The organism is Micromonospora maritima (assembly GCF_902825405.1).
GTDB lineage: Bacteria > Actinomycetota > Actinomycetes > Mycobacteriales > Micromonosporaceae > Micromonospora > Micromonospora maritima.
Genome location: NZ_CADEAU010000325.1, coordinates 1 through 6,115, shown reverse-complemented (window position 1 = coordinate 6,115; position 6,115 = coordinate 1). Strand labels below are relative to the sequence as shown.

The window sequence follows — 6,115 nt, the reverse complement described above, 5'->3', positions numbered from 1 at the left end:
CGAACGGCGGACAGGACCGATCCGGACAGAAACCGATCCGGGTGGCAAGCAGGCACAGGACCTCAAGCGGGGCCCCCTCCTTACACGCGTGGGGCGGGCGGGCCCGGCGGTCCGGGCGGGCCCGGCGGTCCGGGCGGACCCGGTGGCCCGGGCGGACCCGGCCGCGGGGGCCGTGGCGGCCGTGACTCGGCCCAGGCGAAGAAGCGGCGGCGGATCAACATGCTGATCGCCGGCTTCGCCGTGTTCATCATGCTCGCCGGCATGGGCGTGGTCAGCTTCACCTGGTACTCGCAGAAGGTGCTCCTCCCCGAGGACACCATCCCGCCGCTGTCCACCACCATCTACGACTCGAGCGGCAAGTTGGCCATCGCCCGGATCGGCGACCAGAACCGGCAGCTGGTCACCATCGACCAGATCCCGGAGCACGTCCAGCACGCGGTCGCCGCGGCCGAGGACCGGAACTTCTACCGGCACTCCGGTGTGGACTACAAGGGCATCGCCCGGGCCGCCTGGAACAACCTCACCGGCGGCGACAAGCAGGGCGCGTCGACGATCACCCAGCAGTACGCGCGCAACGCGTTCGACAACCTGAACCAGGACACGTACGGCCGCAAGGTCAAGGAGGCGATCCTCGCCTCGAAGCTGAACGACCGCTACGACAAGCGGGCGATCATGCAGCACTACCTGAACGTGATCTACTTCGGCCGCGGCGCCTACGGCGTCCAGGCCGCGGCGCGCACGTACTTCGGCAAGGACATCAAGGACATCACGGTGGCCGAGGGCGCGGTGCTGGCGGCACTGATCAAGCAGCCGGAGCCGAGCGCCACGCACCAGGGTTACGACCCGGCGATCAACCCGCAGGCCGCGCTGGACCGGTGGAACTACGTCATCAACGGCATGATCTCCGAGAAGTGGCTCGACGCGCCGAACATGCCGGCGCACCCCACCGAGTATCCGAAGAAGATCCAGCCGCCGGCGAAGACCAACGGCGGAGGCTTCGGCATCGACACGCCGTACGGCAACATCGTCAACTACGTCTCGCAGGAACTGCGCGAGATGGGCCTCTGCACCGACAACGAGGCCGAGGCGACCGACGCCAAGCCGCTCTGCTCCAAGGCGCTCAGTCGTGGCGGCTACAAGATCACTACCACCATCGACCGGAAGATGCAGGAGGCGGCGCTCGAGGCCGCCCAGCGGGTCAAGAAGGGTTCCGAGCTCAACGGGCAGCCGAAGAACCTGATGGCGGCCGTGGTGTCGATCGACCCGAAGACCGGCGCCGTGCGCGCCTACTACGGCGGCGACAACGGCACCGGCACCGACTACGCCGGCAAGAACGTCGAGAACGGCGTGATCAGCGGCGGCCATTCGCCGGGCTCGAGCTTCAAGATCTACACGTTGGCCGCGGCGCTCAAGGCCGGCATCTCGATCAAGTCGCGGTGGAAGGGCACGGCGTTCACCCCGAAGGGAACGAAGTTCAAGGTCAGCAACGCCGGCGCCGACAAGGTGTCCTGCGGTGACTCCTGCACCCTGGAGCAGTCGACGCTGAAGTCGCTGAACGTGCCGTTCTACTACATCACCGAGCAGATCGGCCCGGACAAGGTGCTCGACATGGCCAAGCAGGCCGGCGTCACCACCATGTGGCAGACCGACACCAACCCGGCCAAGGCGCACGACCTGACGAAGGCCGACCCGAAGGACCTGGCGCCGAACCCGTTCTTCCACGTGGTCGGTTACGGCCAGTACCCGATCACCGTGCTCGACCACGCCAACGGCGTGGCCACCTTCGCCAACCAGGGCGTCTACAACAAGGCGCACTTCGTGAAGCTGGTGCAGAAGCAGAACCCGACCACCGGCAAGTGGGACACGGTCGGCGGTGAGAAGCTCAAGCCGCAGCGGCGGATCGACAAGGACATCGTCGCCGACGTGACCTCCGTGCTGGAGCAGTACCCCGGCCAGGTCAACCGCCGCCTCGAGAACGGCCGCAAGGCCGCCGAGAAGACCGGCACCTGGGAACTCGGGGACGGCAGCACCCGCAACGGCGACGCCTGGATGATCGGCTACACGCCACAGCTCGCCACCGCGGTCTGGGTCGGCAACCTGAAGGACCGCAAGGCGATCAAGGACGACAACGGCAACGACATCAGTGGCGCGAAGATGCCCGGTGCGATCTTCCAGCGCTACATGAACGACGCACTCAAGGGCATGGACAAGGAAGACTTCCCGCCGGCCGCGAACGTCGGCAAGGACGACGCCGGCAACGGCGAGATGCCGGCGCCGCCGCCCACCCAGCCGGGTCAGCCCGGCGGTCCGGGCTGCGACCCGCTCGGCCTGTTCTGCCCCGGTGGCACCCCCGGCGGGGGCACCCCCGGTGGCGGCACCCCGGGCGGTGGCGGCGACCAGGGCGGCGGTGGCAACCCCGGCGGGGGCGGCTTCCCCGGTGGCGGCGGGGGCGGCGGCGGGTTGCTCCCGAGCACACCACCGACGCGACAGACCAACTGACGCGTACGACCTGACGGCGGCGGCCGGACCCCAGCGGTCCGGCCGCCGCCGGCGTTTCGCGGACCGGAATTTCTCCGCGCGCGACGGGACGGCGACCCCCGGCGTACGGCAGGATGCCTCTCCATGAGCACCCAGTCGCCCGCAGGCATCGACGAGCCCGGCGAGTCCGGGGCCGCGCCACGACCCGGAACGGCCGTGGACCACCCGTCCCGATCGGACTGGTTCGTCCGGGGCACGTCCGGCCTGATCGGCGGGCCGCTGGGTGACCACGCCGCCGCCCTGGACCGGCCCGCCGGCCGGGAGAGCCGGTTCTGGACCGCGGCGCGGATCGTGCTGGCCCTGGTCTGCCTGACGCTCGCGCTGCACTGGGTGCAGAAGTCGCCGTGCCAGGACGGCGCCTGGCAGAACAACGTCCAGTACACCCGGATGTGCTACACCGACGTGCTGGCGCTCTACTACGCCGAAGGGCTCAACGAGGGCAAGGTGCCCTACGCCGACCACCCGGTGGAGTACCCGGTGCTGACCGGCTACTTCATGGGGGCGATCGGGCTGCCCGTGCACGCCGTCGGCGTCGACAACCCGGGCATGAACCAGGGGCAGTGGTTCTACAACCTGACCGCGCTGGTGCTCGGCGCGCTCGCTGTCGCCACCGTCGCCGTCATCCTCAACCTGCGTCGCCGACGACCCTGGGACGCGGCGCTGTTCGCGCTCTCCCCGGCCCTGGTGCTCACCGCCACCGTCAACTGGGACCTGCTCGCCGTCGGCCTGGCCGCGTTCGGGCTGCTCGCCTGGGCGCGCACCCGACCCGACCGGTACGGCATGCTGCTGCCCGGGGTGGCCGGCGTGCTGATCGGGCTCGGCGGCGCGGCGAAGATGTGGCCACTGTTTCTCCTCGGGCCGATCCTCGTCCTCGCCGCGCGGGCCGGCCGGTTGCTGGCCGGGCTCGTCGCGACCGCCTCCGCGCTCGTCGCGCTGGTCGCGGTGAACCTGCCGGTGGCGATCCCGTACCGGGAGAGCTGGGGCCGGTTCTTCGACCTCAACACCACCCGGCCCATCGACTGGGGCACGCTCTGGTACATCGGTCGCTACCTGGACGGCCGGATCAGCCCTTCCGCGCCCGGCGAACTCGGCCCGTTCGAGTGGCTCAACGCGAACATCTCCACCCTCAACTGGGTGTCGTACCTGCTGTTCGGGCTGGCCTGCCTCGGCGTGGCCGCGCTGGCGCTGCTCGCCCCGCGCCGCCCCCGGCTGGCGCAGCTCGCCTTCCTGGTGGTCGCCGCGTTCCTCATCTTCAGCAAGGTCTGGTCGCAGCAGTTCGTGCTCTGGCTGCTGCCGCTCGCCGTGCTCGCCCGCCCCCGCTGGGGCGCGTTCCTGGCCTGGCAGTTCGCCGAGGTCTGCTACTTCGCCGCGTTCTACGGCGAACTGCTCGGCACCGCCACGTCCCGGCCGGTCTTCCCCGAGGGCGTCTTCGTGCTGGCGTCCAGCCTGCGCCTGGTCACCGTGGCGGTGCTCTGCGGCTTCGTGATCCGGGACATCCTGCGGCCCGAGCGGGACGCCGTGCGCCAGACGTACGCCGACGACCCGGACGGCGGGCTGCTCGACGGCGCGCCCGACGCGCCCTGGTACCGACGCTGGCGCTCGGGCGCCGCCGACCGGCCCGTCGAACCCGTACCCGCCTGACCGGGCGGGCCGCCCCTACAGCCGGTAGACGACCGCCCCGGCGACCTGCTCCCGGCTCACGCCGAGCCCCTCGACCGGCCGGTCGAGCATCCCCTCCCACGGGGTGCCGCCGAGCCGCTCGGGGAGCACCACCACGGTCTTCACCCCGACCCGCCGCAGGTAGTCGATGCTGGCGAAGTCGGGGAAGCTGACCGTCGCCTCCCGGACCTGGGTCTGCGAGTTCGGGGTGAAGCCACTGCCGCCGTTGACCATCGGCTGGAACCGGTCGGTCGACCAGAGCATCACCGGCTGGTCCAGGTTCTGGCTGCTGGGCAGCACCAGCATCGGGCCGTCGACGGTCCGCATCACCGCCGGCTGCTGCGGCACCACCGGGTGCGGGGTGACGTTCAGCCCTTCCGCGAGCACCAGCAGCAGCGGCACCAGCGTGGCCAGCCGCAGCCACGGACCGGGCCACGGCGGGACCCGCTCGGCGGCCAGCTCGCGGACCCGCATGCAGAACGCGGTGACCGCGCCGGCCGCGAGCAGGCCGAGGAGCAGGGTGGTCCACAGCATCATCCGGCCCGGGGTGCGCAGCCCGTTCCACCCCGGCAGGTAGTCGAAGAGCGGCACGTAGGTGAACCGGCCGCCGAGGAACCGGGTGCCCATGCCCAGCGCCATCGTCACCAGCACCCCGGCGAGCAGGAACAGCCGGTGTCGGACCCGCCAGACCGAGAAGAACAGCCCGCCGGCGGCCAGCGCGTAGAGCACGAAGCCGGGCAGCAGCGTCATCTCCGGGCTCCAGGGCAGCACGGCCCGGGCCCCCTCGTGCAGCTCGCCCCAGACCCGGGACTCGGCCGGCGCGGTGAAGAACCCGCTGGCCGGCGGCGAGTAGAGGTCGATCTCGGCGAGCGTGCGCGCCGCGTTGGGGTGCAGCTCGGCGACCTTGAAGAACGGGATCGCCAGCAGCCCGCCCACGGTCGCGAAGACCAGCCCGCCGAACAGGTCGGCCAGGAACAGCCGCCGGCCGAACGGCCGCTTCGCCCGGCGCCGCCGGACGAACCACAGCACCACCGCGACCAGCACGACGCCGGCCAGCAGGTAGGCGAACGGCAGACCGATGCCGAAGCCCAGGCTGAGCTGCCAGGCGGCCACCAGCCAGCCGGCGAACGCCCATCCCGCGTGCCGGCGACGCGGTCGGTAGCCGTACCGCAGCGACCAGCCGTGCCCCCGGGCCAGCATGGCCAGCGCCAGCGGGATGCCGCCGTTGGAGATGATGTGCAGGTGGCCGGCCTGGGCCAGCAGCCACGGCGCGTACGCGAAGCTCGCCCCGGCCACCGCGCCGCCGATCCGGCCCGCGCCGAGCTGCCGCGCCAGCGCATACGCCCCGAACGCGGCGAGCGCGTGCGCCAGCACGAACATGATGTTGTAGCGGAGCACGGCGTGCTCCGGACCGACCCCGATCAGGCCGGCCGGGGCGTAGCCGAGCAGGGTGTCGGAGAACGCGAAGCTCCAGTTCTCCGGGAAGAACGCGTTGGCGTGCCACAGCATCGCCGGGTCGGTGCGCAGGATGTGCCCGGACCACGCCATCTGCCACGCCTGCAGGCTCGGGTCCCAGTAGTCCTGCGGCAGGGTGTAGCGCGGGTAGCGCAGCGTGGGCCAGGTCAGCGCCACGGCCGCCACCAGCGCGGCGACGGCGGCGAGCGTCCACTCGTGCACCAGGAACCGGCCGACCGCACGGGTGGCGCGGCGCACCCGGCCGAGCACCGGCTCGGGTGCCGGCCCGAACGCCGAGAAGGGATCGGCCGGCTTGTCGTCGCGGACCTCGTCCTCGGCGTCACTGGTGCCCGTGGTCTGGTCGCCGGTGGCGTCGGCCTTGGCGGTGGCGTCGTCGCCGGTGGCGCCGGCCTGCGCTGCGGCGTCGTCGCCGGTGGCGCCGGCCTGCGCTGCGGCGTCGTCG

General features: G+C 71.7%; 3 protein-coding genes. 2 read left to right on the top strand and 1 reads right to left on the bottom strand.

What is annotated here, in order from left to right; translation table 11 throughout:
- Positions 1–219 precede the first annotated feature (219 nt).
- Positions 220–2,499, top strand: a complete 2,280-nt coding sequence (locus HUW36_RS23295) for a transglycosylase domain-containing protein (protein WP_343044354.1) — start codon at positions 220–222, stop codon at positions 2,497–2,499.
- 123 nt (positions 2,500–2,622) lie between these two features.
- Positions 2,623–4,179: a glycosyltransferase family 87 protein gene (locus HUW36_RS23290; RefSeq protein WP_174530129.1), complete on the top strand. Its 1,557-nt coding sequence runs from the start codon at positions 2,623–2,625 to the stop codon at positions 4,177–4,179.
- 15 nt (positions 4,180–4,194) lie between these two features.
- On the opposite strand, the gene HUW36_RS23285 is transcribed toward HUW36_RS23290, so the two are convergent.
- Positions 4,195–6,115 (bottom strand): hypothetical protein (locus HUW36_RS23285; RefSeq protein WP_246248295.1); only part of this gene is annotated, 1,921 nt, incomplete at its 5' end.

What these genes read in the sequence shown, in the direction of transcription:
- HUW36_RS23290 (WP_174530129.1), top strand. Translation starts at nt 2,623, where the DNA reads ATGAGCACCCAGTCGCCCGCAGGCATCGACGAGCCCGGCGAGTCCGGG.
- HUW36_RS23295 (WP_343044354.1), top strand. Translation starts at nt 220, where the DNA reads ATGCTGATCGCCGGCTTCGCCGTGTTCATCATGCTCGCCGGCATGGGC.